The organism is Paenibacillus sp. FSL H8-0079 (assembly GCF_037991315.1).
Classification (GTDB): Bacteria; Bacillota; Bacilli; order Paenibacillales; family Paenibacillaceae; genus Paenibacillus.
This window is the reverse complement of sequence record NZ_CP150300.1, coordinates 1,653,201-1,678,360: the sequence shown is the minus strand read 5'-3', so window position 1 is coordinate 1,678,360 and position 25,160 is coordinate 1,653,201. Positions and strand designations below refer to the sequence as shown.

Annotated in this window: 22 protein-coding genes; 8 read left to right on the top strand and 14 right to left on the bottom strand. The window is 48.4% G+C overall.

Annotated features, from left to right (window positions below; translation table 11 throughout):
- Positions 1-37 precede the first annotated feature (37 nt).
- Together MHI06_RS07415 and MHI06_RS07410 are read right to left on the bottom strand one after the other, a co-directional pair.
- The gene (locus tag MHI06_RS07415) at positions 38-1,327 is read right to left on the bottom strand and encodes an ammonium transporter (protein ID WP_036610695.1); all 1,290 of its coding nucleotides are present in this window, start codon (positions 1,325-1,327) and stop codon (positions 38-40) included.
- Positions 1,324-1,743 carry a hypothetical protein gene (locus MHI06_RS07410; RefSeq protein ID WP_340400999.1) on the bottom strand — a complete coding sequence of 140 codons (420 nt, stop codon included), beginning with the start codon at positions 1,741-1,743 and terminating at the stop codon, positions 1,324-1,326. The genes MHI06_RS07415 and MHI06_RS07410 overlap by 4 nt, the downstream gene beginning before the upstream one ends.
- 285 nt (positions 1,744-2,028) lie before the next feature.
- Between MHI06_RS07410 and MHI06_RS07405 the strand changes: the two genes are divergently transcribed.
- The gene (locus MHI06_RS07405) at positions 2,029-2,520 is read left to right on the top strand and encodes a DinB family protein (protein ID WP_340400998.1); all 492 of its coding nucleotides are present in this window, start codon (positions 2,029-2,031) and stop codon (positions 2,518-2,520) included.
- A gap of 115 nt (positions 2,521-2,635) precedes the next feature.
- Here the strand turns inward: MHI06_RS07405 and MHI06_RS07400 are convergent, their stop codons facing one another.
- Entirely contained in the window at positions 2,636-3,139 is a 504-nt protein-coding gene (locus MHI06_RS07400) for an N-acetyltransferase family protein (protein WP_340400997.1), read from the bottom strand.
- A 96-nt stretch (positions 3,140-3,235) separates the two neighbouring features.
- On the bottom strand, positions 3,236-4,336 hold the full coding sequence (locus MHI06_RS07395; protein ID WP_340400996.1) for a peptidoglycan DD-metalloendopeptidase family protein: 1,101 nt from the start codon (positions 4,334-4,336) through the stop codon (positions 3,236-3,238).
- Between the two features lie 221 nt (positions 4,337-4,557).
- Between MHI06_RS07395 and MHI06_RS07390 the strand changes: the two genes are divergently transcribed.
- From MHI06_RS07390 to thrS, 3 genes are all read left to right on the top strand, one after another.
- Entirely contained in the window at positions 4,558-5,319 is a 762-nt protein-coding gene (locus MHI06_RS07390; RefSeq protein WP_340400995.1) for a response regulator transcription factor, read from the top strand.
- Positions 5,316-7,076 carry a HAMP domain-containing sensor histidine kinase gene (locus MHI06_RS07385; RefSeq protein WP_340400994.1) on the top strand — a complete coding sequence of 587 codons (1,761 nt, stop codon included), beginning with the start codon at positions 5,316-5,318 and terminating at the stop codon, positions 7,074-7,076. Before MHI06_RS07390 ends, MHI06_RS07385 begins: the two co-directional genes overlap by 4 nt.
- A 472-nt stretch (positions 7,077-7,548) precedes the next feature.
- Entirely contained in the window at positions 7,549-9,549 is a 2,001-nt protein-coding gene (gene thrS, locus MHI06_RS07380) for a threonine--tRNA ligase (RefSeq protein WP_340400993.1), read from the top strand.
- A 47-nt stretch (positions 9,550-9,596) separates the two neighbouring features.
- Here the strand turns inward: thrS and MHI06_RS07375 are convergent, their stop codons facing one another.
- A complete protein-coding gene (locus tag MHI06_RS07375) occupies positions 9,597-10,460 on the bottom strand; it encodes an SDR family oxidoreductase (protein ID WP_340400992.1) in 864 nt (287 codons plus the stop codon).
- Positions 10,461-10,564: 104 nt separating this feature from the next.
- On the opposite strand from MHI06_RS07375, the gene MHI06_RS07370 reads away from it, so the two are divergent.
- Both MHI06_RS07370 and MHI06_RS07365 read left to right on the top strand, forming a co-directional pair.
- Positions 10,565-11,107: a hypothetical protein gene (locus MHI06_RS07370; RefSeq protein ID WP_340400991.1), complete on the top strand. Its 543-nt coding sequence runs from the start codon at positions 10,565-10,567 to the stop codon at positions 11,105-11,107.
- 132 nt (positions 11,108-11,239) lie between these two features.
- On the top strand, positions 11,240-11,893 hold the full coding sequence (locus tag MHI06_RS07365; protein ID WP_340400990.1) for an MBL fold metallo-hydrolase: 654 nt from the start codon (positions 11,240-11,242) through the stop codon (positions 11,891-11,893).
- 301 nt (positions 11,894-12,194) lie between these two features.
- Here the strand turns inward: MHI06_RS07365 and MHI06_RS07360 are convergent, their stop codons facing one another.
- Positions 12,195-13,406 carry a PQQ-dependent sugar dehydrogenase gene (locus MHI06_RS07360; RefSeq protein WP_340400989.1) on the bottom strand — a complete coding sequence of 404 codons (1,212 nt, stop codon included), beginning with the start codon at positions 13,404-13,406 and terminating at the stop codon, positions 12,195-12,197.
- Positions 13,407-13,656: 250 nt separating this feature from the next.
- Between MHI06_RS07360 and MHI06_RS07355 the strand changes: the two genes are divergently transcribed.
- Positions 13,657-14,745, top strand: coding sequence for a Xaa-Pro peptidase family protein (locus MHI06_RS07355; RefSeq protein ID WP_340400988.1), 1,089 nt, complete (start codon positions 13,657-13,659; stop codon positions 14,743-14,745).
- Between the two features lie 139 nt (positions 14,746-14,884).
- Here the strand turns inward: MHI06_RS07355 and MHI06_RS07350 are convergent, their stop codons facing one another.
- The 3 genes from MHI06_RS07350 to MHI06_RS07340 all read right to left on the bottom strand — a co-directional run bounded on the left by MHI06_RS07350 (position 14,885) and on the right by MHI06_RS07340 (position 17,899).
- The gene (locus MHI06_RS07350) at positions 14,885-15,238 is read right to left on the bottom strand and encodes a hypothetical protein (protein WP_340400987.1); all 354 of its coding nucleotides are present in this window, start codon (positions 15,236-15,238) and stop codon (positions 14,885-14,887) included.
- 203 nt (positions 15,239-15,441) lie between these two features.
- Positions 15,442-16,125: a queuosine precursor transporter gene (locus MHI06_RS07345; protein ID WP_340400986.1), complete on the bottom strand. Its 684-nt coding sequence runs from the start codon at positions 16,123-16,125 to the stop codon at positions 15,442-15,444.
- A gap of 376 nt (positions 16,126-16,501) precedes the next feature.
- The gene (locus MHI06_RS07340) at positions 16,502-17,899 is read right to left on the bottom strand and encodes an L-cystine transporter (protein WP_169479091.1); all 1,398 of its coding nucleotides are present in this window, start codon (positions 17,897-17,899) and stop codon (positions 16,502-16,504) included.
- A gap of 348 nt (positions 17,900-18,247) precedes the next feature.
- On the opposite strand from MHI06_RS07340, the gene MHI06_RS07335 reads away from it, so the two are divergent.
- Positions 18,248-19,948, top strand: a complete 1,701-nt coding sequence (locus MHI06_RS07335; protein WP_340400985.1) for a methyl-accepting chemotaxis protein — start codon at positions 18,248-18,250, stop codon at positions 19,946-19,948.
- A gap of 133 nt (positions 19,949-20,081) precedes the next feature.
- On the opposite strand, the gene MHI06_RS07330 is transcribed toward MHI06_RS07335, so the two are convergent.
- The 5 genes from MHI06_RS07330 to MHI06_RS07310 are packed head-to-tail and all read right to left on the bottom strand — an operon-like array spanning position 20,082 to position 25,114.
- Positions 20,082-21,665, bottom strand: coding sequence for a cobyric acid synthase (locus MHI06_RS07330; protein WP_340400984.1), 1,584 nt, complete (start codon positions 21,663-21,665; stop codon positions 20,082-20,084).
- A gap of 55 nt (positions 21,666-21,720) precedes the next feature.
- Complete coding sequence (gene cobS, locus MHI06_RS07325) at positions 21,721-22,605, bottom strand: adenosylcobinamide-GDP ribazoletransferase (RefSeq protein WP_340400983.1); 885 nt, start codon at positions 22,603-22,605, stop codon at positions 21,721-21,723.
- Positions 22,602-23,162: a bifunctional adenosylcobinamide kinase/adenosylcobinamide-phosphate guanylyltransferase gene (gene cobU / locus MHI06_RS07320; protein ID WP_340400982.1), complete on the bottom strand. Its 561-nt coding sequence runs from the start codon at positions 23,160-23,162 to the stop codon at positions 22,602-22,604. Before cobU ends, cobS begins: the two co-directional genes overlap by 4 nt.
- Positions 23,159-24,316 carry a nicotinate-nucleotide--dimethylbenzimidazole phosphoribosyltransferase gene (gene cobT, locus MHI06_RS07315; protein WP_340400981.1) on the bottom strand — a complete coding sequence of 386 codons (1,158 nt, stop codon included), beginning with the start codon at positions 24,314-24,316 and terminating at the stop codon, positions 23,159-23,161. The genes cobU and cobT overlap by 4 nt, the downstream gene beginning before the upstream one ends.
- Positions 24,317-24,361: 45 nt before the next feature.
- Positions 24,362-25,114, bottom strand: coding sequence for an ABC transporter ATP-binding protein (locus tag MHI06_RS07310; RefSeq protein WP_340402073.1), 753 nt, complete (start codon positions 25,112-25,114; stop codon positions 24,362-24,364).
- Between the last annotated feature and the right edge of the window lie 46 nt (positions 25,115-25,160).

The following is a 25,160-nucleotide window of genomic DNA, read 5'->3' as shown; positions in this document are numbered from 1 at the left end:
ACTCCTTGTCAGTCTACTTCTTTATCCTATATTCCATTTAACGATTTGGATCAGAAGACTTTTCCTGGTAAGCGCGCATATGCTCCTCACCATCCAGGAATTCATGGGCCTGATGTGCTGCCATCACACCATGATAGCTGATATCCAGACCGAGATCTTCCTCTTCTTCCGTCGAACGTACAGGCACAATTTTGCCAATCAGCTTTAACCCGATCCAGGTCATGGCGAATCCCCAGATGACTAGGGCTGTAAGACCAAGTGCCTGAACACCCAGCAACCTCCAGCCGCCGCCCATGAATAATCCACCATCCGTGGCAAACAGACCTACAGCAATCGTGCCCCACATTCCTGATGCGGCATGCACCGGAAAAGCACCGACCGGATCATCAATCTGCCGACGGTCCAGCCAGTTGGTGGCAGCCATCATCAATAAGCCGGATACTGCCCCAATGAATATGGCGGCTACATCGCCAACAAATGCACAGCCCGCCGTAATGCCGACCAGTCCCGCAAGCGAACCGTTAATGACCGATGGCGCATCCGAGCGATTGAAGCGGAACAAAGTGTACAGTAACGTAACCGCACCACCCGAAGCCGCAGATAACATCGTAACAATCGCAATGTGACCGATTCTTACATCCGTCGCACTCAGCGTACTGCCGGCGTTGAAGCCAAACCAGCCGAACCATAACAGAAATGCACCTACAGATGCGAGTGGTAGATTACTCGGTAGTGCAATGGCACTTACGCCAAGCGGCGTGTACTTCCCTTTACGCGGACCAATAATAATCGCAGCAGCCAGTGCCGAGAATCCCCCAAGCGCATGGATGACAGCCGAACCGGCAAAGTCCTGCATCCCCAGCTGACTAAGCCAGCCGCCGCCCCATGCCCAGTGTCCACCAATCGGATAGATGATCGCCGTCATCAATATGATATACAGGAGGTAAGCGCGGAAGTTGATCCGCTCTGCCACCGCTCCTGAGACGATAGAAATAACCGCAATGGTAAAGGCAGCCTGGAACAACCAAAATGTCTCCAGAGATACCGGTACATCCAGATGAGACAAATCCCCATTCAGGAAGAATCCCGTTACTCCGGCAAAACCGCCAACGTCCGAACCATACATCAGTCCAAAACCGATCGCATAGAACAGCAACGTTCCAATCGTAATATCAGCAAAAACCTTCATAATAATGTTCACACTATTTTTATAACGCACAAAGCCAGCCTCAAGCAGGGCGAATCCACCCTCCATCAACAAAATCATGGCTGCACTCAGTACGACCCAGACCGTATCGATCCCGGTGCTTAACGTCTCCAAAGTCATGCTTGTACATCCTCCGTTTCACTAAGCTGTCTGAGCTCACGGATTGTATCGGGCGCAAGCTCAATCTCGTCCCGCTCAATGCTGTCCGGATGCTTAATCCGTTCTGCAATCTGCTCCAGATCACGTATGCGTCTGCGAATCTGTTCCATCTTGCGAAAACGTTCCTTCACCTGAACCATATATTCTACCGCCTGATGATGGGATGCGGGGTGTCCCGCGAACCATTTGCGTACGGTCGACAACGATTGATAAGCGACCTCTTCCGCTCGACGCTTTTGTTCGAACTGTTCGATCTTCTGCTTGAGCGTTTGGATCTCATTTTCTTTTTTGACCTTCAGTCGTTCGATAAGGTACAATAAATCGGACGATGATATTTGCAATGCTGTATGGTGATACACCTCGTCGATTACTAACATATCATGTCAGGACTCCTTACATATCAAGTTACTTGTTACCGATTATAGTTTGCCGGGGTCTGCCCGTCAATCTTTTTTTGGACTTCGTAATAATTGAAACGAACCGTTCATGGAGAACGGCTTTTTTATTTTGCAACAGATTACACCTAACAAGGTTAATCATGCCTATGATTCGCATTCATCTATTCAATTCTCTATGCTTATAGAATAAGCATCCACATTTTGGGTAATGGACATACACAGACTATCAACATTATAGAACCCATATAAGGAGAGGATTGCACGATGTTTACTCGTAATGATGATATACGCAACCAAATCTGGGAAAGCGTCTCAGGACTCGAAGAAGAACAACTGAACCGAAAACCTTCACCCGAACAATGGAGTATCATGCAAGTACTGCGTCATCTGAATCTGATGGAACATGTCATTGGGAAACAAGCGCGTCTTGCGCTCGAGAAGGAACAGACCGTATCTGTGGACAAAAAACCTTATGAATTAACGCTGGATCGTAGTCGCTCCGTCGAGGCGCCACCCCACCTACAGCCTCCAGCAGCGCCCGAAGCACTCGCAGACGTACGCAATGATCTGGACGAATCTCACCAAGCGTTAAACAACTTTGCATTGGATCATGACCCTGACCTGCTGCGCAGCAAGTCCTTTTCTCATCCCGTATTCGGTGAGATGGATCTTACCCAGTGGATTGACTTTGCAAGTTATCATGAGGAACGTCATCTGGGACAGATTCAAGGGGTTAAGCATAAGCTTGGCATATAAACACAACCTCAACTTTCACATAGCGAAGAATATAGTTGTACGACAAAAAACCTCCAATCCTATTAATTTAGGTTGGAGGTTTTCAATGTTCTTATCTCACGAACAAGAACGACACTTATATTTTTTTGCCCAAAATCGCCAAATCCCGATTCACACCATTCAGCACAGCCACTTCGGGATAATACCCCCACTGTTCAAAACCATGCTTGCGCAATAACCCCAGACTCGGTTCATTATGACCAAAGACAAATCCGAGAATCGTCGTAATTCCAAGTGCAGGACACGCCGCAAATACAGTTTCGAGCAAACGTCCGCCAGCCCCAATCCCGCGGCATTGCTGATCCACGTATACACTGACTTCAACTGTTCCATTATACGCAGGCCGTCCATAGAACGAACTGAGGCTCGCCCAGGCTACCACCCGTCCTGCCTGCTTCATCACCCAAAGCGGACGATGATCCGGTGAATGTTCCTCGAACCACGGAACACGTTGCTCCACCGTCACCGGCTCCAAGTCCGCTGTTACCATGCGGCTCTCAATGGTGGAATTATAGATTTCCACAATCCTCGGCAAGTCCTCCAGGCGCGCATATTCAATCTGCACATCTTCCAGCTTCATCGCTATTCCTCCATCATTCCAGATCGTTCTATTACCATAGAGGATATTATAACGGAGAAGAGAAGTTTTCGTCATCCCTAATCTTCTGACAGAGCACTACTCTGGAAGTCCCTGAATTGTGTTCCCACGCGTTAACTGCTGAGTCTGGTCTGCCCAACGAATGTTGATTGAGCGAGATGTGAACAGATCCGGACCGTCCGATACCTGGAAATGCAGATGAGCTTCACTGGAGTTACCCGAATTACCAAGCTCACCGATAGGGTCTCCCTGCTTGAGCTTATCTCCTTTTTTGACCGAAACACTGCCTTCCTTGATGTGTCCTGTGATGCTGTATTCACCATTTCCATGATCGATGACCACATAGTTACCCGCCGGCTCTTCCGGATTCATAACACCCGGTACATTGTCCGGAATATCGTTCTTGATTTCGACGACTGTTCCGTCCGCAGCTGCATAGAGTGGTTCACCAAAAGCATAGTAGTTTTCGTTTGCCTTTGTATCGCCTTCATAACTTGAATTATTCTGTGTACGAACAATATCCAGGGCGTAGCGCTGAGTTTCATGCGCATAATGATAGTTGGACAACACATCATTGCCTCCCCAGAATACATACCATTCCCCCTTCATGGGGAATTGGAACTCTGTTTTGGTGAATTTGGCATCCGTGTCCTCATAAGTTTCCAGCGGCTGAATTAAGAGACCTTCAATCTGATTTTCTTCAGAAAAATAAACTTGAACACCTTTCGTTCCAGTCTGATCCTTCCAGCTATACTCGGTTATTTGATTCATTTCCGCATCTACCACTAGCTCCCAAGATTCCACACCCTCCAGAAACTGGTTAGCAGCTTCCTTGAATTGTTCCAACGTTAACGTTCCCTTCAATTCCGGAGAAAACTGACTATAGATTGCATCCTTTGAACCGTTCATCAACGTATCTATGAAATTGTCTGGTGTAACCATCGTGCTCACCTCTGAACTTGAGTTCTGCTCCTGATCGGAGTTCTCGCTCGCTTCATTATTGGACGTCTGTTCGGATGACCGCTGCTCCGCCTCGTCGGAAGTAATCGAGTTGCTGTTGCCGCAAGCAGATAATATCACGCAAGCTCCAAGGGTAATCGCAAGCACCTTCCAGCCTTTTCTATGGTGTAATTTCGAATGTGTATTCTGTTCTGATTTCAGATGGCCTTCTCTGTTCATTCTCAACATCCCTTCCCGTTAATCGTTATACTTTCCAGTTAAGTGTACAGAATGAGTCTTATCCTTCGTCTAACCCTAACTTACCAGTAGTTAAACTCGTCTCGCCCTCTAACGCTGCATAATTAAGATTCCGTTAAGATAGCTCGTAAGCTATACAGCCCTCTTGGATGGTATGATTAGCAATAAACACAACGGAAGGATCAGGAGGTCATTTTCAAACTATGGATAACGTCTCATTACTGCTTGTGGATGATGAACAGGCTATTCTGCATATGCTCAAAACCGTTCTGCTCAAAGAGCAGTTTCTCGATATTGATACCGTTACAACAGGCGAAGCTGCCATCGAGGCGTGCAACAACAAGACCTATCATTGCATCGTGCTCGACATCATGCTTCCTGGCAAAAACGGACTGGAAATCTGTCCTTTTCTACGACAGGTCACCGATGCGCCCATCCTGTTTCTGACGGCCAAAACAACGGATTATGACAAATTAACCGGGTTCGCCGTCGGTGGCGACGATTATGTTGCCAAACCCTTTAATCCACTGGAAGTGGTTGCTCGAATTAAATCATTACTGAAGCGTTATTTACCCACTAAAACCACAGCGATCCCGGATCACGTCCCATCTAACGTAAATACGTCATCTCCCAGCACATCGGAAGGCGTGTACGACTTTGGACGATTCCAGGTGCTGGAATGGGCTGGTGAGCTTCGGGTTGAAGGAGAGTCCGTATCCTGTCCGGCACTTGTGTTCCAACTACTGCTCTTTTTCTGCAAGCACCCCAATCGAATCTTCACCAAATCAGATCTATATGAGCGAGTCTGGGGCTCTGAAGCCATTAGTGATGACAATACCGTGATGGTTCATATTCACCGCATTCGGGAGCGCATTGAAGCCGATCCTTCCAATCCGGTGTTTCTCGTGAACGTCCGGGGTCTGGGTTACAAACTTATTCAGCCGGAACATGTGTCACGCCCATGAGTATTCGTCGCAGGTTAATGACCCGGTTTATCGGGATGCTTGCCGGTGCAGTCGTTCTTATCATCCTGCTTGGGTCTATAGCGACTTACTGGGTCGTGCAAAAGGTAAATGAAGTGAATCTGGTAGATGATTTTGCTGCCAACGGTCTGGACCAATTAATTAATACAGCAGAGATCATGCCAGATGATACCATCCAATATGACCCCGAATTGCTGAAGCAAGTGGATAAAAATCAAGGCTGGCTCCAAGTTCTGGATGAACAAGGTTACGCCATTGATGAATACCACACCCCCGCCGATGTTCCTAATCACTATAAGCCAGGGGAGTTGATTGCATACTGGGAAAGCCAAAAGCCGTTCCCTTATCAGATTGTCATGCTGATCCGGGAGAAGAACGGAAAGGATTTTACCTTGTTATATGGGGAGCGTAACCCGGCCAAGTCCTTAATGAATAACATTCGTTCAGATCTTGCTCTCACCAACGGGAAGCTAAATCTCCAGCCCGACCAACAGGAGGCCCTACGCGTTGCCAATGCTTATCTTCAAATATTGGACCCGTCAGGACGCGAACTCTCCTCTTACAACAAACCAGCCATGGGCGTACCGACCGAATACACCATTCAGGAACTCGTTCTGCAAGTTCGCTATCCGAGTCGATCCGGCCTGTCTGTTGCCACGTGGTACGATGAACAGAGTGAAACCACTTGGTTGATTAGCATCCCTGTTGATCCAGCGGCGAGCAGTGATCAGAACCCCTACAACTTTATTTTGGAGCCGGCATTGGTCGTATTGATTGTATCCATCATCATGCTGCTCATTTTGCTCGCCTTCTGGTATGCCAACCGATTCGGCTCGCCCATGCTGCATATGCTCCAATGGTTACAGCGTCTGGAGCGAGGGCAGTATGAGGAGCCTACCGGAGCTTTCGGAGTGCCTCGAAGTCAGCGTCGTAACGGAAAGTGGAAACGGAAATATCACGTGTATGCTGAAGTGCTTCGCTCCATGCAGGCCCTATCCCACACGTTGGAGCAAGATGAAGAACTCCGCAAACAGACCGAGTCCCTCCGGGAGGAATGGATTGCTGGCATAACACATGATCTTAAGACACCCCTATCCTCCATCCAGGGTTATGCCCATATGCTTGAAGCAGATAAATATAGCTGGACCGAGGAAGAAGTCAGGGAATTCGCAGGTATAATGCTCGATAAATCCATGTATATGGACAGGCTTGTCAATGACCTTGCGATGACCTATCGATTACGTAGTGGAGGATATCAGCCTGTCGTGGAAGAGACTGACGTAAATACGTTACTTCATGATTTGATTCAGCGCGCTGAACGGAATCCGGCATATGGAGAAGGTCGCATCCTATTCCAACCTTCCGAAATGCCTGTGTATGGACTTGTTCACATTCCATCGTTTGAACGAATCGTGGATAACCTGACCGCCAATGCCCTTCTCCATAATCCGCCCGAGTCCACCCTGATTGTCAGTGTTCATTCAGGTAAGCAGGCTGATGAGTTCAGCATTCAGTTTGCCGATAACGGACGAGGTATGGACTCCGAGACGGTATGGAAGTTATTTGAACGATACTATCGCGGTACAGACACAGGTACATCGGATGTTGGATCAGGTCTGGGCATGGCGGTAACCAAAGGTTTGATCGAAGCCATGAAAGGTCGTATTGAGGTACAATCCACGCCTGGTGAAGGAACGATCATTCGCTTAATATGGGATGAACCATCCGAAACCAAATAAAATGTTCCGCTTGACCTTTCCATTTTCAGTCTATATAATCGACACTCAACAACACCTGTTCCAATATATTGATATTGAATGCAACACATTTCAGGATAACTTTAATGAGTTGATCTAACATATTTGGCGATGACCAGAGACATGATTTCGTTTGCGTGCTGCCCAGAGAGAGAGGGGATTGGTGAAACCTTCTTCAGCGAACGGACCGGAATTACCCCTCTGCAGCCGTGACCTCGAACCTCAGCATTTCGAACTTCCCTCGGATGTTTGGCATGCTGCCAGTAGAGTTCACCGCCTGATCCCCGATAACGGATTCCAATGAGGGTTATGATGTTTCCTGTTCACGGCGGCTGGTCGAGATCAGGGTGCACCATAACCAAATTAGGGTGGAACCACGAGCCAAGCGCACTCGTCCCTTCTCCGGGACGGGTGTTTTTTGCGCTTTCATTTTAAGAAATGGAGAGTGGTTCACATGAGCAAACAAGAAAACAGTAACTCAGCAAGCAACAAATCAGGTAACGAATTAGACAGCCAAGCAAACGATCTGCAACAATCCAGTCATTCCATTGAGGTCCGTCTGCAAGGTGGCGCGATACGTTCTTACGAAGCAGGCATCACTGTAGGTGCGGTCGCCTCGTCCATCAGCACAAGTCTTGGAAAACAAGCCATTGGCGGTATTGTAGATGGTCAGAATGTCGATCTTGATTGGGTGCTTGAGCAGGATTGCGAACTCGTCATCGTTACTTTGGACAGTGTGGAAGGCCTGTATCGTTACCGTCATAGCGCAGCACATGTGCTGGCACAGGCGCTCAAACGCATATACGGCGCGGAACAAGTGAAACTGGGTATCGGCCCAGTCATTGAAGAGGGCTTTTATTACGATGTTGATCTGGAGCATGCCTTGTCCATTAGCGATCTGGCTGCCATCGAGCGGGAAATGAACAAAATCATTCAGGAAAATGAAAAGATCAGTCGCCGAGTGGTTAGCCGGGAGGAAGCCCTCCGCATCTTTGGAGAAATCCAGGACCCCTACAAGCTTGAACTTATTCGGGATTTACCCGAGGACGCCGAGCTTTCGATCTATGATCAAGGAGAGTTCTTTGATCTGTGTCGTGGTCCCCACCTTCCATCCACTGGTCGGATTAAAGCATTCAAACTGCTGAATGTCGCTGGTGCGTACTGGCGGGGTAACTCGGATAATAAGATGCTGCAACGCATCTACGGCACTGCTTTCCCGAACAAAGCCCAACTGGATGAACACCTGCACATGCTCGAAGAAGCGAAAAAACGGGATCACCGTAAACTTGGCAAAGAGCTTGAACTGTTCATGTTCTCCGAAGAAGCGCCCGGCATGCCCTTCTATCTGCCCAAAGGTATGACTGTTCGCACTGAACTGGAGCAGTTCTCCCGTGAGTTGCAATTGCAGGAAGGTTATCAGGAAGTTCGGACTCCTCTCATGATGAACAACCGGCTGTGGGAGCAATCCGGTCACTGGGAGCATTACAAGGACAATATGTATTTCTCGGAAGTGGACGATGCGACTTTTGCACTGAAACCGATGAACTGTCCTGGGCACATGCTGATCTTCAAAAATACACTCCATTCCTACCGCGAATTGCCGATTCGCATGATGGAATTCGGTCAGGTTCACCGTCATGAATTCTCAGGTGCCCTGAACGGCATGATGCGTGTACGGACGTTCTGCCAGGATGATGCGCATCTCTACGTCATGCCAGAACAGATCGAGGACGAGATTAATCAGGCGATCTCACTGATCGGACGTATGTACGATATCTTCGGATTCGAATATAAGATTGAGTTGTCCACTCGTCCGGAAGATTCCATGGGATCAGAAGAGCTGTGGGATCAGGCGGAACGCGCATTGCAAAATGTACTGGATCGTCGAGGCGTGGAATATCGCATTAACGAAGGAGACGGTGCTTTTTATGGACCGAAAATTGACTTTCATATCCTCGATGCGCTGAAACGCAGCTGGCAGTGCGGAACAATCCAACTTGATTTTCAAATGCCGGAGAAGTTCGACCTCACTTACATTGGCGAAGATAGTCTGAAACACCGTCCTGTCGTGATCCATCGTGCCATCTACGGTTCCATCGATCGTTTCATCGGCATCCTGACTGAACACTATGCAGGAGCGTTCCCACTTTGGCTTGCACCTGTACAAGTGAAACTCCTACCTGTATCAGATCATTATGCAAACTATGCGCTCCAAGTACAGAGCCAGCTCCGGGCTGCGGGCATTCGGGTAGAAACAGATCTGCGCAGCGAGAAGCTCGGGTACAAAATCCGTGAAGCCCAGATGGAAAAAGTGCCTTATTCGCTCGTACTTGGTGAGAATGAGAAAAATGCCTCATCCGCCTCTGTCCGTGCATACGGTCAGGGAGATCAAGGCATCCAACGTATTGAAGCTGTTATTGAAATGATCCAGCAAGCTGTGAAGGCAAAAGTATAAAAGATGTAACGACTCTATTCATGGGTCACTCATCAGCTTGTGCTGAATTACAACTTCTCGTCAGGCTTTAGCCCCACCTGTTCTTCGCTCCACGTCCAGAAACGCTCAGCTGAAGCATCATCAACGGCATGTTTCTTCAGCTGCTGCTCTTTCTGTTGATAGTAGTAACGCCCGGTGATGCCGACAACTTCAGGGCTTGTGGCCAGATAAACAGCCGTTCGCGCCCCTTCTTCAGGCGACAGAAAGAATGGAAGCTTGCCTACAAAAGCCATAATGCGTGTGCCGAATCCGGTATTACGATCTACGCCAATACTCGTTCCCACCGCACCAGGGTGTAGACAGTTCACTGTGACAGACGTACCTGACAGTTTTCGAGCCAGTGCACGAGTGAACAGCACGTTAGCCAATTTGGATTGAGCATAGCTTTTGATCGGATTATAACCTTTGTGCAGATGTGGATCTTCAAAGTGGATTTTGCCGGCCTTGTACGCACCTGACGAAACGTTCACAACCCGTCCCTGCTTCGCGGCTTTCAGAGGTTCTATCAAAAGTAAGGTCAACAGGAAATGACCCAGATGGTTAATACCGATACTCTGTTCGAACCCGTCTGAAGTTTCCTTCCGCTTGACCATAACCACCCCGGCATTATTAACCAGAACGTCCAGGCGATCATGGCGCTCACGGAATGTGCGGGCAAACTGGCGTATGCTTTCGAGTGAACCAAGATCACACAGCATCAATTCAATTGCAGAAGAGCCGGACTGACGCACAGCTTCCTGAAGTGCCTCCTGTCCGCGCTTCTCACTGCGGCATGCCATAATTACGCGATATCCTTGCCTTGCAAGTTCAATGGTAGTTGCCAAACCCATACCTGAGTTAGCTCCTGTTACAATTGCTGTCTGAATGGACATGAGGTAATTCCCTTCTGAACCTGAGGTTCCGAAATTAGAGGCGCTACAGCGTACAATATGAGATAATGATAGGATCACATCTCGGTTTCCATGGGAGGACAAGTATGCTGACCAAAGAAGATTTTAAAAAAGTTAAACGACAAGCCAAACTTGAAATCGCACTACTCGAACAGGAATATCAGGAGATCTTGCAGAAAGATGACTCTACGCTGTATGAAAAATACGGTATCTTGGACGACGAAGAAACACGTGAGCTCACCCGAAAACGCAAAAACCGAAGATATGCTTCACTGGTCATCGAACTATGCGCCATTACTGAACAAATGTTAAATCAATTGTATAGACAGGTATATCAGAAAAAGTTTAATTCGACCCAGCTGATGAAAACTCCTGCCTACCGTGCGCGTTCCAATATGGAGATCATCCAGGCCGAACTTAGTAAAGAATTCATTGCCCTTGAATCCGAAAAAGAACAATTCGCTGAGTCCCTTAGTCAGGTGTTTCAGACGAGAAACAAGCTCGTTCATGATAATTTCTCGTTTGTATCCATCGTTAAAGACGGCAGTAATGAAGAAGAAACGTTCGAAGCGCTACTCCATACGGTAAAAAAATATAGAAAACACTTGAAATATAATCGCCCTGAATAACAACAATCATCGCTAAAAAAGAAAAGGAGGTGTACCGGACTACGGTCCGGATAACCATGAGCCATCCAACAACTTCGATTACTGCACTACATCTTCATATTCCTACACCTTCAGGGTAACGCCATCTTCGTCATGCTTCATGACGAAGATGGCGTTACCCTGGTAGATACGGGCATGATTGGACAATTTGCAGAACTTCAATCCGCACTGGAACAAGAGGATGTACAGCTCTCGGACGTCAAACGTGTGATTATTACCCATCAGGACATCGACCATATCGGTAACCTAGGCGCTCTTCTGGATGCCATCCCTGATCTGGAAATCTGGGCACATGCCGATGAAATTCCGTATCTAACTGGTGAGAAACCTTTGATCAAATTCACGCCTGAACGTCGTGCTTTGCTGCCCGCACCCGTTTTGGCACTGGCAGACCAACTGCTCTTGCAGCTGCCGGAAGTGAACATCAGCAGAACGCTGGCGGACGGAGATCTGTTGCCCCTTCAAGGCGGTACACAGGTCATTCATACACCGGGACATACCCCAGGTCATATCAGCCTGTATTTCGGAGAGCAACAGTTCCTGCTCGCTGCCGATGAACTTCGTGTGGTTGATGATGAACTGGTTGGCCCTGCGCCACCCGCGACACCGGACATGCCTGAAGCGCTGCGAAGCCTGCAGAAACTGACCAACCTTAAGCTCAATAAGGTTCTCTGTTATCACGGTGGAGAGTACACGAATGATCCCGCTCAGCGCATTGCCACACTTGCGAAGGAGAGCGCAGAGTAAGTAACGAACGCGGACTTGTGAGTGTTTTTGAAATGACACAAGCATCCTATTAACGCTGTTTCTACTAGTGCGGCACTATGCGTTGTACCGCATTCAGAATTAGGATGACACATACATTATAATCAAGGAGCTGTCCCATATGTCATGAACTTGACGGGACAGCTCCTTTAATTAATTAACCACGCACTTCTACTACTGCACTGGTGTTGACCGTATGGTAGCTCCTATTGCGTACGGTATACACGCAGCATTTTATATTGCATCACGACATGTGCACGCTATCTTTCCCCTTACTCCTGACTCAGCTCTCCGGAGTAAGCACAATCAGCTTATCATCCCCATCACGTGGCGATCCCCGCCCATCCCGATTGTTCGTAAGCACGTATAACTTTCCGTCCTCACCAGCACTCACATTACGAATCCGGCCCCACTCATCTTCGAAGATTGGTTCCACCTGTTTAACTTGTGTACCATCTTCCGACAGAGTAACCTTCAGCAACTGCTCTCCACGCAGATTCGCGGCAATCAGTGATCCGGCCCATGGTCCTTCTTCAACATAAGCTACACCAGACGGCGCCCACGTATCATTCCCACTATGTGCAAGCGGAGCCTGATATGCGCCATTGTCATCATCGTCTCCTTCTACCTCGGGCCAGCCATAATTCTTCCCGGCCACAATCCGGTTAATCTCATCATGATTCCGCTGACCATGCTCGGTAGAATAGAGATAACCGTTGTCCGGATTCCAGGCCAGTCCCTGTGCGTTCCGGTGTCCCATACTGTATACAGGCGAATTCGGCCATGGGTTGTCTGCAGGGATCGATCCATCGAGACCAATCCGCAATATTTTACCCCCAAGGCTATCTTCGTTCTGTGACAGTTCCGGTTCATAGCGCTCACCTGTCGTAATATAGAGCAACTTGTCTGGGCCAATCTTGATCCGCCCACCGTTATGATTCGTTCCGCCTGGAATGTTACCAAGCAACTCTTGATCTATGACCGCTTTGCCATCATTCACCTTGAGGCGTAACACCCGATTCGCAATATCATCGCCTTCCAGATAGGAGTGGTACGCATATAGATAACCGTTATCCTCGAAGTCCGGATCAGCTGCAAGACCCAACAGACCTCCTTCGCCTTCTTCATTAAATGGGGCTGAGAATTCAATCAGTGGTTCAGGAGCAAGTTTTCCATCCTCAATAATCCGAATTGCACCAGGGCGCTCCGTTACAAACATCCGACCATCAGGCACACTCACAATCTCCCATGGTGCATTCAATCCTTCAACTAGAACGGAAGCCTGATACGGAATAACCGTCTCTCCCTGCGCTCCACTCTCGTTTCCACTCGTACTGCCATTGCCTCCATTGGCTGTCTGTCCCTGACCTGTTCCCTGCCCCTGAGACGTCTGCTCTGTTCCTCCTGTAGAGGGATCACCTGAAGAGCATGACGCTGTTAACAGGGCCACACTTAATAATGAAGCATACAGTGGAACGGTTACTCGATTATTCATGATTACATCTCCCTTCTCATATCGTTTTTCGTATAAAATAAGTAAGCCAAGCTTCAACGTATTGTTCTCTATAGTTGTGGTGCTATTATTATTCTGTAAAGCGGTTTCGCCCTGTATTACCCTTCATACCAGCCACTCAAACGGCGAATTCAAGGGATTCGAAAGGCATGGAATCACTGTAGTTTGGAATTCCACCATAATCTTTTATAATAGAAGGATAGTATGAATGGAAAGGTGGACAACTACACTTATGAATCAAAACCCTTTATCTCGTCTTGAAGACGATCTGTCCGGGCAAGGATTGGACGCCATGCTGATCACAGATCCGAAACATATCTACTATTTAACTGGCTTCGCGAGCAATCCGCATGAACGTTTCCTTGGCCTAGTTCTCGCACGTGGCGAAGAACCCTTGTTGATCGTACCCGCTCTGGACGCTGAAGCTGCCGCAGCCGCTTCCTCGGTATCCAACATTGCCACTCATACGGATACGGATAATCCGTACGCTTTGTTCGAACGTTATCAAGGCCGTCTGGGCCGAGTAGGTCTCGAAAAAGAATACGTGACCGTCTCACGTTATGAGCAGCTGACCGCCGCGCTGGGTGCCGCCAGCTTTGAAGATGTCGGCCCCTTGCTTCGCACATTGCGTGTGAAAAAAACACCAGATGAGGTAGCCCGCATTCGCCACGCTATTTATCTGATCGAAGAAACACTGCGTCAAGGCCTCTCTCACGTTCGCACAGGCGTAACCGAGATTGAGCTTGTCGCCGAGATGGAGTACCAGATGAAGAAACTGGGCGCGGATGGCCCTTCCTTTGATACCATGGTGCTCACCGGACCCAAAACAGGTCTGCCACACGGTACACCAGGTGAACGGAAACTGCAACATGGTGACCTATTGATGTTCGATATGGGTGTGTACGCTGGAGGATATGCTTCGGATATCACACGCACATTTGCCTTTGGTGACATCTCACCTGAACTCAAAACCATCTATAACACTGTGCTCGCAGCGAACGAAGCTGCTATCCAAGTCGTGAAACCAGGCATCACCTGCGCCGAAGTGGATCGTGCAGCACGCCAGGTCACGGAAGAAGCGGGATACGGCGAGCGCTTCATGCACAGAGTAGGCCACGGATTGGGTATCGACGTGCATGAGTATCCTTCCCTCCATGGAGAAAACATGGACATCCTGAATGAAGGTACCGTATTCACGATTGAACCAGGCATATATACCGCAGCAGGCGGCGTCCGCATCGAGGATGATGTAATTGTGACCGAGACGGGTGTCGAAGTTCTGACAACATATCCTAAAGAGCTGCAAATCCTTACCGACTAATCCAATTGGATCTATGTCAAAAACAAAATCCCGCAAACCCATAATATCATGGGTCGCGGGATTTTAATTAATACGAAGCATATCCTACATTACTCCGTCTGCATTCTACGTGATCTTATTCCTGCTCACTCATTTACCATTAATCAAACTCATGCGTGATATCATGCCAGGATTCCAGCTGTGGCAGCTGTTGCTTCCCCCAGTAATCCAGAAACCATTGAATAATCACAGTCGTATCTGCTGTGCTGTAGCTGTAATGCCGGAAACCGTCCTCACCTTCCTGCAAACGAATCTCCGCCACCATCTGCCCTGGTTCCTCAAGCGCAGCAGCCTGCATATACATACTTCCCTCCACCAGCTCCGAAGGTCCAAGTACTACGTATTCCTGCAATTCCAGATTGGTGATCAACTCCACCAATAACGAGGCATTAATGTTATCATTCTCATAGGTTGTTCCATTGCTTTCCAGTTTATAACGCAGTGTAGAGTACATGTGCGATTCCCCTTTGGTTGAAATCATCGTTGCTAATGATACACGCTCATAACGACAGGTCGTTTATATTATAACTTTTTCATAAAAATGTAAAAAGTATTTTTCTTGTTTCGGGTCTTTTCTATGAAAAAACCCTCTTGCAGAGTCCGAATTACAATTGACTGCGCAGAGGGTGATTTTAAGTGATACTTTTTGAATATTGTCTAAGCTTCATCCTTAAACTTGAAATTACGTGCAGCATACAGAAACGGTGTTCCGACCGCAGTCAGTACGAATTTGATGACATACGTAGTCAGGAAGATTTCCAGCCAGATGTCCCAAGGGTAGATGAACGCAAACGCGATCGTGCAGAACACCAGTGTATCTACAAATGAGCTAATGATCGAACTACCATTGGTACGAATCCACAATTGATTACGTCCAGGTGCTACCTTGCGTAACCAGCTGAACAGTCGCACATCCAGGAACTGACTGATGAAATACGCGGTCAGACTTCCGAGTGCCAGACGTGGCAGCAGACCGAACAATGTTTTCATCGAATCCTGTGCAAAGTCCGTCGGTGCCGGGTCAAAGTACAACACCATCTGCATCAGAACCGTCGTCATGATTAACGTAAAGAATCCGAACCATACGGCCTTCCGCGCTTCACCCGATCCATACTTCTCATTGAGAAGGTCACTGGTCAGGTACATGCTGACATACATCGTGTTGCCTAACGTCAGTACAATTCCCATGATATCTATCGTTTTGGTCACCTGAATGTTGGCTATAACCGTAGCCACACCAATCCAGGCATAGAGACCTTTTTTACCGAACAAGCGGTAACACAATAGGAAAAATCCATAAGTTACGAGAACGAATACCGCTCCCCACCCTAAATTAAACATAAATACATACACTGCCTTCCTAGTTTTGATTACGCGGGATGGTTACGAACCGCGGTTTGGCTCAGGGCCAAAACATGAATACTCTACCACATTTCTCGTCCCTTGAACAGCACTAAATAACCCCAAGCCTACCTACAGTGACTCCCAGTCCCTTTTATATAACTCCTTTGTCTCTCTCGACCATACTCCGTTTTTCCTACCTCCATCTCTCTTACCACGTGTAACAAAAAGTAGACGACTTCGCACACCGAGCACAGGTATGGTGCGATTGCTACAAAAAAAACCGCCTTCCGGATTTCTCCGAAGGACGGCTTTACTTGCTTGAACTGTAGATGGCTTTGGCTCTTATATGAGCCTCTACCTGATCCATTCTGTATTACACCTGAACAGCTGAATCCAGTTCACGGCTTTGATCATTGAAGGTGTCTTGATCATTTTCTTTCAAAATTTTGCTGGTTACAAGTCCAGAAGTCATGGACCCGTTCACGTTCAATGCTGTACGACCCATGTCGATCAGCGGTTCAACGGAAATCAGCAATCCTGCCAAGGCTACCGGCAGGTTCATCGTGGACAATACGATCAGGGAAGCGAAGGTTGCCCCGCCGCCTACTCCAGCTACGCCGAATGAACTGATCATAACTACGAGGATCAAGGTCACAATGAAGTCCCAGCTCAGCGGATCAATTCCGACCGTTGGAGCAATCATCACCGCCAGCATGGCCGGATAGATCCCGGCGCAGCCGTTTTGCCCAATCGTAGCACCAAAGCTTGCAGACAGGTTCGCAATTCCGTCCGATACGCCCAATTTCTTCGTCTGTGTCTCTACATTCAGCGGAATGGCTGCCGCACTTGAACGGGACGTAAAGGCAAATACCAGTGTTGGCAGAACCTTTTTCAGATACGTCAGTGGGTTGAAGCCCGACAGCGCAATGATAATCAAGTGAATGATGAACATAACGAGCAACGCTACATAGGATGCGACAACGAATTTGATCAACTTCAGAATCTCGTCTGGATTCGTGGTCGCCGTTACCTTCGTAATCAGGGCCAAGATACCGTATGGCGTCAATCGAAGTACCAACGTTACAATCCGCATAACTACCGCATATACCGCATTAACCATGCCTCGGAATGTTTCCGCCTGCTGTGGTTTTTTGCGATCCAATCCAAGTACAGCCACACCGATGAACGCGGAGAAAATAACAACCGCCAGCGTAGATGTACGACGTTCTCCAGTCATATCCGCAAATGGATTCGAAGGAATGAATTCCAGCACTTGCTGTGGAATCGTCTGATCCTGTACATCAACAAGACGTTCCTCCATGCGTTGTCCTTGTGCAAGCTCCCGATCTCCACCCTCAATCTCAATAGAAGTCAGGTTGAAGCCAAGACTCGTTACAATGCTGACCCCTGCCGCAATCGCCGTTGTGATCAACAGGATCGCAATAATGGAGACACTCATTTTACCGAGGTTTTGCTTGCCTTTCAGATTCATAATAGCCGAGATGATCGATACCATAATCAATGGAATCACGACCATTTGTAACAAACGAACATATCCTGAACCAACCAGATTGAACCAATCGACCGACTTCGTGATGACATCAGAGCCGGATGCATAGATCAATTGAAGAATTACACCGTATACAACCCCCATACCCAAACCCGCAAATACGCGTTTCGTAAAGGAAATATGTTTCTTCTGCATCCAGTAGAGCACACCCAAAAATGCCAGCATGATCACTACATTCAAAATGACTAGAAAAGTATCCATTACTATAAATCCTCCTCAACATGTGTAACCGGAACTTATCCGATTTTCTCTTCTATTTTTTATACGACCAACAAGACATTTTACAATATACCATATATCAAACTATTCTGGTAGGTATTAATTGATATTATGTAATATGCATGTAACAGATTAATCTATTTCTGAAAAAAATACACCAAATCGTGAAAATTGTTCTATTCAACCTCCGGTTAATTCTGTAATATAGGTATATCCGCTTATTCCCAAGTTTTCTCAACGTATAAATTAGGCCTTTCTTCATTGGTATATAGGTCTTATGATAACGGAAAAGCGACAATGTTAATGAACATGACGTGAAAGGATGATTCTATGTTTCGTAATCGCACCGTTGCCGGTAAAATTAGAGGCACTTTGTTCCTCGTCTTGCTGGTTGCTTCCCTGTTGTTCAGTATCAGTTTTTATGCCGTATCGATGAATATTATTCAAAGTTACGTGCTCCCGCAGTTCGATAAAGTCCTAAACACGTCCATTCAGGATATATACAAGAATACCTCTGCTTCAAAGATTCTACAGGTACAGAGTGGCGGAGCCGGTTCCGAAGGTGCTGCTATGACCGTAGAATCGTATCTCGCAGATAAAGCAAAAGAACACAATCTGGATGCCGCATACATTGTTGCCATTCAAGATGGATCAGCCAAAGTGGTGGTTGCCAACTCTTCCTCAGGCATGAAAGCCCAAGATGAGATTAATGTAGAACCCACAATGAATGCAGCGATCGAGAACAAACAAATGGTAATCAGCGAGGTCTACTCCGATTCCTTCGGTGTACATAAAGCAGCCTTTATGCCAATCGCAGGAAGTAATATGATTATGGCTGTAAGCATGGACGCCCAGTTCATTCAAGACAAGATTACTCAGGTCTTCTGGTTATGTCTTGGAATTACAGCATTAGTCTTCGTGCTCGGCTGGCTTATCTCAACTAGTATGATCAAAAGAGTAACCAAACCCATCATCAAGCTCGTTCAACATAGCAAACAAATATCCCAAGGCGATCTGACCGCTGAGCTAGAGATCAAAGGTAAAGATGAAATTGCCCAGCTTGCCGCAAGCTTCCAGACGATGACGCATAACCTGAAAGAAATGATTAGCCGTGCCTTGTCCACGTCCGATGAAGTTGTGGCAGGCTCCAATGACCTGCTTCAGCGGGTTGAATCGATGTCCGGTATGGTTCGTAATTCCAGCCGCTCTGCTGAAGATGCAGAAAAAGGCAGCATCAGTATTGCTTCCAGTGCATCCGAGAACGCCAGAGCCATGGAAGAAATTACGCAGGGTATCATGCATATCGCTTCTTCTTCTGCTGAAGTGTCTGAGCAAATTGGCGAAGCAGCCAATGAGGCGGTTAATGGTAACCGACTGGCTCAGAATGCCGTGGAGCAGATGGAACGTGTAGGTCAGACAGCAAGCGAATCGTTGCGGTATGTTGAGACCATGAATGAACGTTCAGTAGCCATCGGCACCATTGTTGCTTCCATTTTTGAAATTACCAAACAGATTAACATGCTGTCACTCAACGCCTCCATTGAAGCAGCACGTGCTGGAGAGCACGGACGCGGATTCGCTGTCGTTGCTGGAGAAGTTCGCAAACTTGCGGAGCAATCCAAGACAGCCACCGAGGAAATTTCGGATTATCTGGGTACCATTCGTGAAGACGCTGAACGCTCGGTTGACGCCATGAACCGCGTAACCAAGGAGATTGGTTCAGGTACGACTGTCGTTCAACAGGCAGGTTCAGCCTTCCAGCAACTGAATGAACTGATTCAGAACGTCAACCTGACCATCCAGACTGTCTCGGCTTCTACGCAACAAGTATCCGCTGGTGCAGAAGAAGTGAGTGCGTCTGTTGAAGAAACGGCACAGATTACGTCCAAATCCCGTGAGAGCATGCTACAGATTGCTTCAACAGCAGATCTTCAGCTCAGCGAGATGGATTCACATTCGAATACGGTACGACATCTGCATGAACAAGCTGTAGAACTGCAATCCGCCATGAAGAATTTCAAAATAAACTAACAGGTATACCATTAACCCATCATTCCCTGTTTTAAACCCCATTTAGTCATAGGATATGCAATACCCCCATGCCGCTAACATTCCGTTTCTAGAAAACGGGTTGTCGGACATGGGGGTATTTATGTATAACAACTTACTCCGGTGCCTGAACACCCATAATCTCGTACACACGCTTCATATCCAATGAGGACCGCAATGATTCGGCTACCCGATCGAACTCCATCTCTTTACGTTCATGTGCACTATATGTCTCTTGAAGTGGAGCTAGTCCCTTTCCTTCACGCAAACCATTAAGCCACGAACGTCGGAATTGATCACTTTCAAACAAACCATGCAGATAGGTTCCCCATACGCTGCCATCCACTGTGCCCCAGCCTTCATGGAATGCTTCACCACCTGGATGGGAGATTTCAAATAGTGCGGTTACATGTTCAGGTTCGTGGCACTCCGTAACACCCATATGAATCTCATATCCATTAATAGGTAGTGGAGATGCTTTCACATCTGGTTCACCATACAGACGAATCGGATTCTGAAGTTGCACCCGTCCAGAAGCCCTCACCGTCTGCTTTTCCTGAAGAAATGTTGTCGATAGCGGGAGCCAACCGAGTCCCTTCGCTTCCTGGATCTGATTCGCCTCCACTGCAAACGGGTCCTTCAGATGTCTCCCAAGCATCTGGTATCCGCCACATATCCCTACGAGCTGAACGTTATCACGTTCGGTCTGGCTGGCAATCGCTTGCTCCAGTCCAGACTCACGCAGGAAAGCCAGATCACCTATCGTATCCTTCGTACCCGGTAGAAGAATGGCATCAGGACTTCCCAATTCCTCTGGCGAAGTCACGTAACGCACATTCACATCCGGTTCACGGGAAAGTGCATCGAAGTCTGTAAAGTTGGAAATTCGCGGATATCGGATCACCGCCAGATCCAACTCTGTCTTGCCGGATTTTCCATGACGCATGGAGTCCAGAACCACTGAATCCTCTGCTTCAATCTGAATATCTCTTATGTAAGGTAATACACCTAATACTGGAATGCCTGTCCGTTCTTCGAGCCAGTCTAGTCCGGGCTGCAACAGGGACAGATCGCCGCGAAACTTGTTGATGATAAAACCTTTTACACGCTTCACCTCGTGTGGCTCTAGCAGCTCCAGAGTGCCGACAATAGAAGCAAATACGCCGCCCCGATCAATATCCGAGATCAGAATGACTGGAGCATCGGCCCAACCTGCCAGATTCATGTTGACGATATCCCGGTCTTTCAGATTAATCTCCGCAGGACTGCCTGCTCCTTCCATCAGCACCACATCATAGGTGTCCCGCAACCGGTTCAGCGCATCCATGACCGTCTGCTTCGCTTCGGGCAGGAACTTCTGCCGATAATCTGATGCGCTCATCTGGGCAAAAGGTACACCGTGTACCACGATCTGCGAATGCATATCGCGCACCGGCTTGATGAGGATCGGATTCATATCCGTCGTTGCTTCAATACCACAGGCTTCTGCCTGCGCGCCTTGGGCCCGGCCAATCTCCTTGCCGTCTTCCGTTACGTAGGAATTCAGTGCCATGTTCTGTGACTTGAACGGGGCAGGCTTGAAGCCATCCTGCTTGAATACACGGCACAGCGCCGTTGTAATCACGCTTTTCCCTACATCCGATGCCGTCCCTTGCAGCATAAGTACTGCCGCCGGTTGTTGTACAGGCGTATCTTCCATACACCATCACCTCAGTCTCCTGTTAGTGTCTCACCTTACTCATTTTTTGCGTTTTTCACAGCCAAAAGAGTCCCTGAAGCACACTAAGCACGGTGAGTAAAGCCGCTTCCAGCAGCTCATTCATCGCTCCGTACGTATCTCCTGTAAGTCCGCCCAGCCTTTCACTGATGCGTGCAGCAACGAATTTACCAATGATGTAACACGCAAAAGGTACAACAATGACAGCCGTCACAGGATACAACCACCATGGCAATGTTCCCAGGCTACTCACCATGGCATCTGCGGTGCCTACATCCGGCCCAAATATCCATACAGCAACAAACGTAATTACACCCGCAAGAAGGGTCAACCCAACCGCAGAGCTGCGTGCTCGCTGAACTTCCTTACGCTCACCCAATCCCTTGAATAATACTGCAAGTCCATCATCTCCACGTGCATTCGGCCAGGCTGAGATGGCATACACCATGAACCAACGACTCCAGACCATGGGCAAGATCAACAGCGCACCATAGATCCAGTTGCCACGTGCGATAAAATCGGCGATCAGAGCTGCTTTCATCATCAGCAGTAGGACGCAGGCGAGCACGCCCATAGCTCCTACACGGCTGTCCTTCATGATTTCCAACATCCGCTCACGTGTACGATAGCTGAGTAGTCCATCTGCCGTATCCATCCAGCCATCCAGATGAAGGCCGCCAGTGAGCCATACCCATATTGTTAAGGTTAATACGGCAGCGGGAAAGGCGGGAAGTACCGCACCCGTTAAGGCCCCTGCGAGCCAAACGCATATTCCAATTGTTGCACCCACCAGTGGATAAAACACGACACTTTCCCGCAGTAGCGACGGGACGAAGTCAATCTGCATTTTTACCGGAAATCGGGATAAAAATTGAAAAGCGGCCGCAGCCGCATGTTTACGTTGATGAGTAAGATCGGTCATAAACGATACTCCTTGCTTTTCAGCTCAATCGCAATACCTACAGTCACCAGGAACACTTCACGACATATGGCTGCAATCCGCTGATTCAATATGCCCGCCAGATCCCGATATTTTCTCCCAAGCGCATACTCCGGGACAATACCGTCCCCCACTTCATTTGTGACAAGCACGAGCAGCCCCGGGTAAGACTGGATTGCTTCCACCAGTGCATCCATATGATCTTGCAAAATCTGCTCATCTTCGTGCTCATGTGCAAGCAGAACATTGGTCAACCAGAGCGTCAGACAATCGACCAGAATCGTGGGTGCAGACGTACCCGTATGGTCTTCTCCCATACGTGTAATGAGTGCAGGTAATGCAAGTGGTTCCTCCACCGTATGCCATAGATAACCTGATGCCTCACGCTGATTCTGATGTAGACCTATACGCTCGCGCATCTCGTCATCATACGCCTGAGCCGTAGCCACATACCAGGCCTCCGAGGAACGTTGCATACATAGGCGCTCGGCAAACGAACTTTTACCACTGCGCGCTCCACCCGTCACCAACACACTCATAGCGATACCTCTCCTTGAACCGTCGAAGCACCTGTAACATCAGAGTCTGCTACATCACCCTCGCTTGCGTCCACCTCGGCATCCGAAGCCTTGTTCGTTCCATTCGATACCCCTGCACTTGCAAAGGTCGCCATCTCATTCAAAAGGAGACAGGCTGCATCAATCAGATGAAGACTGAGTACACCTCCGGTTCCTTCGCCCAGCCGCATATCCAGATCCAGCATCGGTTTCAGATCAAGTTCACGAAGCAGGGTTGCATGTCCGCTTTCATGTGAAGTATGAGAAGCAATCATATAAGCCGTGCTCACGGGAGCAAGCTGTCTTGCAATCAATGCGGCAGCAGTGGAGATGAATCCATCCACAACAACAGGACATCCGTTCGCAGCTGCAGCAAGAATCACACCGGTCAGTCCGGCAATCTCCAGTCCACCCACTTTACAAAGTACGTCCAGTGCATCTTCCCGATTTGGGGAATTCACGCTCAGTGCCTGGCTAACCACCGCGGCTTTACGCTGTAAACCCGCATCATCAATCCCTGTTCCTCGCCCAACCGCTGAAGCTGGGGCGATCCCGGTTAATGCACACATCACCGCTGCACTCGCGGTTGTATTGCCAATCCCCATTTCTCCAGTAACGAACAACTGCGTTCCCTTTGTCACCTCTGCCGATACCACGTCGACTCCTGCAAGAATGGCTTGAATTGCTTCATCGCGAGTCATTGCTGCACCCTTTGCCATGTTGGCCGTACCTTTACGAACTTTGCGGGAAAGCAGGTTAGGATGTTCCAGATCGGCATTAACCCCGATATCCACACAGATTACATCGGCTCCGGCGTGGCGGGCAAGCACATTGACAGCAGCCCCTCCAGCCAGGAAATTAAGGACCATCTGCGGCGTTACCTCGGCTGGGAAAGCACTAATACCTTCCGCCACCACGCCGTGATCTGCAGCCATCACAATGACGGCTCTACGATCCAAACGTGGACGAGCCTTGCCAGTGATTCCCGCAAGACGAATAACCAGTTGTTCCAGCTTACCCAGACTGCCGGGTGGTTTCGTCAATGCATCCACATGTGCGGATGCTTCCGCCGCAATTTCTTCATTAGGACCCACGATCCGACCCAGTAACTGTTCCAACACCTGTTCATTATTCATACAGCCAGCACTTCCTTCATCAAAATATGGGTTGCCCCGCTTCGTTCATTCCTTCTCCCGCCGCAGCAAGAGCTGTGGGATTCCATTGTCAGGATGGTTCACCATCGCAGGTTTAACGCGAAAGATGTCCTGAATGTTGTCTTCGGTCATCAAGGTATGGGGCGTTCCATTCCCCACCACTTTGCCTTCTCGCAGCGCCAGAATGTGGTCGCAGAACTGCGCAGCCAGATTTAGATCGTGCAGCACAGCCACAATCGTAATGCTGTTTTTTTGCCGCCATGTCGATAATAACTCCATAAATTGCAATTGATATTTGATATCCAGAAACGTAGTGGGTTCATCCAGCAATAATAACCGTGGTTCCTGTGCCATGACCTTGGCGAGTGCCACCCGCTGACGCTGTCCTCCACTAAGTGCATCCAAAGGCCTTTCAGCCATTTCGGTCAATCCCAATTCTTCCAGTACACGGTCAACTACAGCCGCTCCATCTGCTGATTCTCGCCCAAGCCAATTCTGGTATGGATAACGCCCCATCTCCACGACATCCCTCACAGGATAAGAAATTGCAGGCAGACCATCCTGTTGTAACACGGCAATCATGCGTGATAGATCTTTCCGACTGTATGAGGCGATATCCCGGCCATTAACACGTATACTGCCTGCGCTTGACTGCTCCGTTCCAGCAAGGAGCTGGAGCAGGGTAGACTTACCACTGCCATTTGGACCAACGACACCCCACCAGTCCCCCTCCGTAACCTGCCAGGTCACCGCGTCCAGGGCTTGATGACTACCATACATTTTACCTGCCCCGGTAACTGCGAAAAGCGGTTCGTCCGAATTAATA

Excerpts from the sequence above, each read along its gene's own strand:
- MHI06_RS07415 (WP_036610695.1), bottom strand. The coding sequence starts at position 1,327 with ATGACTTTGGAGACGTTAAGCACCGGGATCGATACGGTCTGGGTCGTA.
- MHI06_RS07410 (WP_340400999.1), bottom strand. The coding sequence starts at position 1,743 with ATGTTAGTAATCGACGAGGTGTATCACCATACAGCATTGCAAATATCA.
- MHI06_RS07405 (WP_340400998.1), top strand. The coding sequence starts at position 2,029 with ATGTTTACTCGTAATGATGATATACGCAACCAAATCTGGGAAAGCGTC.
- MHI06_RS07400 (WP_340400997.1), bottom strand. The coding sequence starts at position 3,139 with ATGAAGCTGGAAGATGTGCAGATTGAATATGCGCGCCTGGAGGACTTG.
- MHI06_RS07395 (WP_340400996.1), bottom strand. The coding sequence starts at position 4,336 with ATGAACAGAGAAGGCCATCTGAAATCAGAACAGAATACACATTCGAAA.
- MHI06_RS07390 (WP_340400995.1), top strand. The coding sequence starts at position 4,558 with ATGGATAACGTCTCATTACTGCTTGTGGATGATGAACAGGCTATTCTG.
- MHI06_RS07385 (WP_340400994.1), top strand. The coding sequence starts at position 5,316 with ATGAGTATTCGTCGCAGGTTAATGACCCGGTTTATCGGGATGCTTGCC.
- thrS (WP_340400993.1), top strand. The coding sequence starts at position 7,549 with ATGAGCAAACAAGAAAACAGTAACTCAGCAAGCAACAAATCAGGTAAC.
- MHI06_RS07375 (WP_340400992.1), bottom strand. The coding sequence starts at position 10,460 with ATGTCCATTCAGACAGCAATTGTAACAGGAGCTAACTCAGGTATGGGT.
- MHI06_RS07370 (WP_340400991.1), top strand. The coding sequence starts at position 10,565 with ATGCTGACCAAAGAAGATTTTAAAAAAGTTAAACGACAAGCCAAACTT.
- MHI06_RS07365 (WP_340400990.1), top strand. The coding sequence starts at position 11,240 with ATGCTTCATGACGAAGATGGCGTTACCCTGGTAGATACGGGCATGATT.
- MHI06_RS07360 (WP_340400989.1), bottom strand. The coding sequence starts at position 13,406 with ATGAATAATCGAGTAACCGTTCCACTGTATGCTTCATTATTAAGTGTG.
- MHI06_RS07355 (WP_340400988.1), top strand. The coding sequence starts at position 13,657 with ATGAATCAAAACCCTTTATCTCGTCTTGAAGACGATCTGTCCGGGCAA.
- MHI06_RS07350 (WP_340400987.1), bottom strand. The coding sequence starts at position 15,238 with ATGTACTCTACACTGCGTTATAAACTGGAAAGCAATGGAACAACCTAT.
- MHI06_RS07345 (WP_340400986.1), bottom strand. The coding sequence starts at position 16,125 with ATGTTTAATTTAGGGTGGGGAGCGGTATTCGTTCTCGTAACTTATGGA.
- MHI06_RS07340 (WP_169479091.1), bottom strand. The coding sequence starts at position 17,899 with ATGGATACTTTTCTAGTCATTTTGAATGTAGTGATCATGCTGGCATTT.
- MHI06_RS07335 (WP_340400985.1), top strand. The coding sequence starts at position 18,248 with ATGTTTCGTAATCGCACCGTTGCCGGTAAAATTAGAGGCACTTTGTTC.
- MHI06_RS07330 (WP_340400984.1), bottom strand. The coding sequence starts at position 21,665 with ATGGAAGATACGCCTGTACAACAACCGGCGGCAGTACTTATGCTGCAA.
- cobS (WP_340400983.1), bottom strand. The coding sequence starts at position 22,605 with ATGACCGATCTTACTCATCAACGTAAACATGCGGCTGCGGCCGCTTTT.
- cobU (WP_340400982.1), bottom strand. The coding sequence starts at position 23,162 with ATGAGTGTGTTGGTGACGGGTGGAGCGCGCAGTGGTAAAAGTTCGTTT.
- cobT (WP_340400981.1), bottom strand. The coding sequence starts at position 24,316 with ATGAATAATGAACAGGTGTTGGAACAGTTACTGGGTCGGATCGTGGGT.
- MHI06_RS07310 (WP_340402073.1), bottom strand. The coding sequence starts at position 25,114 with ATGTATGGTAGTCATCAAGCCCTGGACGCGGTGACCTGGCAGGTTACG.